The organism is Actinomycetota bacterium (assembly GCA_036280995.1).
GTDB lineage: Bacteria > Actinomycetota > CALGFH01 > CALGFH01 > CALGFH01 > CALGFH01.
In genome coordinates this window covers 1-4,188 of record DASUPQ010000907.1, presented here as the reverse complement: position 1 = coordinate 4,188, position 4,188 = coordinate 1, and the positions used below count along the sequence as shown (strand labels likewise).

The window sequence follows — 4,188 nt, the reverse complement described above, 5'->3', positions numbered from 1 at the left end:
GCTGAGGTCACCGGCCGCCGATCGGCACCGACGCGTGGCCGCACGGCGCGGGGCGTGCGGCCACGCCACCCGCTAGCGGGCGGCGAAGAACCCGCGGACGACCTCGACCACCCGGTCCTGCTGGGCCTCGGTCAGCTCCGGATAGAGGGGGAGCGAGAGGCACTCGTCGGCCCAGGCCTCGGTGGCGGGCAGGTCGCCGCGGGCGAGGCCGAGGTGGCGCCAGGCCGGCTGCAGGTGGAGGGGGACGGGGTAGTGGACCCCGGCCCCGATCCCGGCGGCCCGGCAGGCGGCCAGCAGCTCGTCGCGGTGCCGGGTCCGGACCACGTGGAGGTGCCGGGCGCTTCGCCGGCCCTCGACCCGGGCCGGCGGCACCAGGTCGCCGACCCCGGCCAGCGCCTCGTCGTAGCGGCGGGCCAGCCGCTCGCGGGCGGCGTTGCCGGCCTCCAGCCGCTCCAGCTTGACCGCGAGCACGGCCGCCTGGAGCGCGTCCAGGCGCTCGCCCCAGCCGACCTCGGCGTGCTCGTACTTGGAGATCCGGCCGTGGTCGCGGAGCCGGGCCACCCGGTCGGCCAGCTCGTCGTCGTCGGTGGTGACCGCGCCGGCGTCGCCGAAGGCGCCGAGGTTCTTGCCCGGGTAGAAGCTGAACGCGGCCAGCCGCCCCACCGACCCGGCCCGGCGCACCTGGCCGCCGGCCATGGTCACGGTCGCCCCGTGGGCCTGGGCGGCGTCCTCGACCAGGGGCACGCCGGCGTCGGCAGCCACGGCCTGGATCGCGGGCAGGTCGACGGGCAGGCCGTACAGGTGGACGGGCAGGACCGCGGCCGCGCCCTCGACGGCGCCGGCGAGGGCCTTGGGGTCCATGCCCCCGGTGGCCTCGTCGACGTCGACGAACCGCGGCCGGGCGCCGGCATGGGCGACCGCCTCGGCCGAGGCGGTGAAGGTGTGGGCGACCGTGACGACCTCGTCACCCGGCCCGACCCCGAGCGCGGCCAGGGCCAGGTGGATGGCGGCCGTGCCCGAGGCCACCCCGACCGCCCGCCGCACGCCGCAGAACCCGGCAAAGGCCGCCTCGAACGCCGCCACCTCCGGACCGAGGATGAACCCGCCCGACCCCACGACCCTGGCCACGGCCGCGTCCAGCTCCGCCCGCTGGGCCAGGTAGGCGGCCCGCACGTCGACCAGCGGAACGGGCTCGGGCACCGTGGCGGCTCCTCTCGGCTGACGGACCTGCCCGGCATGGTGGCACTCCTGGCGCCCGCCGCTCAACGCGTCCCGGGCTACGATCCCGTGGCTGGCGACCGGAGGAGGCGACCGTGGCCGACGGGACGGGCGTGCGGGTGGAGCGGGACGGGCCGGTGACGGTGGTCACCATCGACCGGCCGGAGCGGCGCAACGCCGTCGACGGGCCGGCCGCGGCCGCCCTGGCCGGCGCCTTCCGGGAGTTCGACCGCGACCCAGGTGCCTCGGTCGCCGTGCTGACCGGCGCCGGCGGGGCCTTCTGCGCCGGGGCCGACCTGAAGGCGATCGCCGAGGGGAACCCGCCGAGGGTGGCCGCCGACGGCGACGGGCCGATGGGCCCGACCCGGCTGCGGCTGTCCAAGCCGGTGCTGGCCGCGATCGAGGGCCCGGCGGTGGCCGGCGGGCTGGAGCTGGCCCTCTGGTGCGACCTGCGGGTGGCGGCCGAGGGGGCCGTCCTGGGCGTGCTCAACCGCCGCTTCGGGGTGCCGCTGATCGACCTGGGCACGATCCGCCTGCCCCGGCTCGTCGGCCACGGCCGGGCCATGGACCTGCTCCTCACCGGCCGGCCCGTCGGCGCGGCCGAGGCGCTGGCCATGGGCCTGGTCGACCGGGTCGTTCCCGACGGCACGGCCCTGGCGGCCGCCGTCACCCTGGCCCGCGAGCTGGCCGCCCTGCCCCAGGCCGGGCTGCGCAACGACCGGCTGTCCGCCATCGAGCAGTGGGACCTGACCGAGCCGGAGGCGGTGGCCAACGAGCTCCGCCGAGGGATGGCGACCCTCGCCTCCGGCGAGACGGCCGCCCGAGCGGCCAGCTTCGCCGCAGGTCAGGGCCGTCACGGCGCCGTGCTTCCACCAAATCCGGGACCCGAAACTCCGTAGTTTTCCTGTCCGGACAGGTTTGGTCCTGGGACTCGCGCTTGCTATGGTCCGGCGCTGTTGGCCGGCTGTTCGCAATTCAAGGGGGGAGCGCCGTGACCCGTCGACTCGTCCTGGTCCTCACACTCGTCGTCGCCCTGTTCGGCACCGTCGTCGCCCAGGCCACCGCCGACGTCGAGGCGGAGGTCGGCATCGAGATCCGGCTGCCGCTGCCAGCCCTTCCGATCGGCCCCGGCCCGCTGTACCCGCTGGACGCCTACGGGCCGAGGGCCGACGACAACGCCGTGCTGCGCTGGAGCGAGCAGACCCTGGCCGCCATCCGGGCCCTGAAGACCGGTCCCAGCATCAACGCCCGCGCCCTGGCCATCGTGCACACGGCCATGTACGACGCCTGGGCGGCCTACGACGCCACCGCCGTCGGGACCCGCCTGGGCGGGTCGCTGCGCCGCCCGGCGGCCGAGCGCACCGACGCCTACAAGAGCCAGGCGGTCAGCTACGCCGCCTACCGGGCCCTGCTGAACCTGTTCCCGGCCCGCTCGGCCGACTTCCGCGCCCTGCTGTCGAACATGGGCTACGACCCCGACGACGCCACCACCGATCCGGCCTCGCCGACCGGCGTCGGCAACCAGGCGGCCGCGGCCGTGCTCGCCTTCCGGGCCACCGACGGCTCCAACCAGGCAGGAGGCTACGCCGACACCATCGGCTACGTCCCGGTCAACACCCCCGACCAGGTCAACGACCCGTTCCGCTGGCAGCCGCTGCGTCACCCCAACGCCAGCGGCGCCATGGTCGTCCAGAAGTACCTGACCCCCCACTGGGGCCACATCACCCCGTTCGCGATGAGCTCGCCCAACCAGTTCCTCCCGCCGGGGCCGACCCAGCGGACGCTGCTCCGGCTGGACGAGGAGGTCACCGACACCCTGCTGGCCAGCGCCACCCTCACCGACCTGACCAAGGTCAAGGCCGAGTACTGGGCCGACGGCCCCGACAGCGAGACCCCGCCCGGCCACTGGCTGCTGTTCGCGGGGGCGGTCTCCCGGGCCAGGGGCTACAACCTCGACCAGAGCGCCAAGCTCACCTTCGCCCTGGCCAACGCCGAGCTGGACGCCAGCATCGCCGCCTGGAACGCCAAGCTGCGCTGGGACTACGTGCGGCCGATCACCGCCGTCCGCACCCGCATGAAGGGCAAGCTGGTGCTGGCCTGGGCCGGCCCCTACAAGGGGACGCGCCTCATCAGGGGCGAGACCTGGCATCCCTACCAGGCGGCGACCTTCCCGACCCCGCCGTTCCCCGAGTACGTGTCCGGCCACTCCACCTTCAGCGGCGCCGGGGCCAGGGTCCTGCAGCGGTTCACCGGCAGCGACCTGTTCGGGGCCCGGGTGACGGTCCGGCCCGGCAGGTCGTTCGTCGAGCCGGGGGCGACGCCGCTGCTGCCGACGGTCCTCATCTGGCCGACCTTCAGCGCGGCCCGCGACGAGGCCGGCGTCTCGCGCCGGCTCGGCGGCATCCACTTCCCCGACGCCGACCACCACGGCCGCACCCTCGGCGCCTCGGTCGGCCAGCAGGCCTGGGAGAAGGCCCAGACCTTCTTCACCGGCACGGCGGGCGGCTAGCCCCCCTCCCGCCCGCCTGGCGGCTGCCGCGCGGCCGCCCGACCTTCCAGGAAGGCGACCGCGCGGCAACGCCGCCGCCCCCGTCACAGGCGGACGTGGGCGGCCATGTCGGGATGGTCGAAGATCATCGTCTCCTGCATGGTGAGCTCGCGGCCCCTGCCGGCGGCGGTGGCCCGCCGGTACATGGCCAGGGCGATGGCGACGTCGACGAAGGCGAGCCCGACGGCGTTGAAGTAGACGCGCTCGTCGTCGGCCTCCCGGCCCGGCTTGGCGCCGGCCACGACCTCGTCGAGGTTGGCGTGGACGTCGTCGTCGCGCAGCTCGCCGTCCTTGTACATCCGGCTCAGGGTCTGGGTGCGGTGCTTCACCGTCTCCCAGTCGTCGCAGACGATCTTCTGGCACTGCCTGGCCACCGCGTACTCGTCCTCCCAGCCCCCGACGTGGCTGTAGAAGGACCCCGG

4 protein-coding genes are annotated in these 4,188 nt (G+C 75.4%); 2 read left to right on the top strand and 2 right to left on the bottom strand.

Annotation, left to right across the window (positions count from 1 at the left end; all coding sequences use genetic code 11):
• Positions 1–72: 72 nt before the first annotated feature.
• Positions 73–1,200: a DegT/DnrJ/EryC1/StrS family aminotransferase gene (locus VF468_30265; protein ID HEX5882572.1), complete on the bottom strand. Its 1,128-nt coding sequence runs from the start codon at positions 1,198–1,200 to the stop codon at positions 73–75.
• A 113-nt stretch (positions 1,201–1,313) separates the two neighbouring features.
• Here VF468_30265 and VF468_30260 point away from each other — a divergent pair, with 113 nt between their 5' ends.
• Positions 1,314–2,117, top strand: coding sequence for a crotonase/enoyl-CoA hydratase family protein (locus VF468_30260; protein HEX5882571.1), 804 nt, complete (start codon positions 1,314–1,316; stop codon positions 2,115–2,117).
• 92 nt (positions 2,118–2,209) lie between these two features.
• Positions 2,210–3,727 (top strand): vanadium-dependent haloperoxidase, encoded by a 1,518-nt coding sequence (locus VF468_30255; GenBank protein ID HEX5882570.1) that lies wholly within the window; start codon positions 2,210–2,212, stop codon positions 3,725–3,727.
• A gap of 83 nt (positions 3,728–3,810) precedes the next feature.
• Here the strand turns inward: VF468_30255 and VF468_30250 are convergent.
• A partial coding sequence (locus VF468_30250) for an ornithine cyclodeaminase family protein (GenBank protein HEX5882569.1) occupies positions 3,811–4,188 on the bottom strand: 378 nt, incomplete at its 5' end.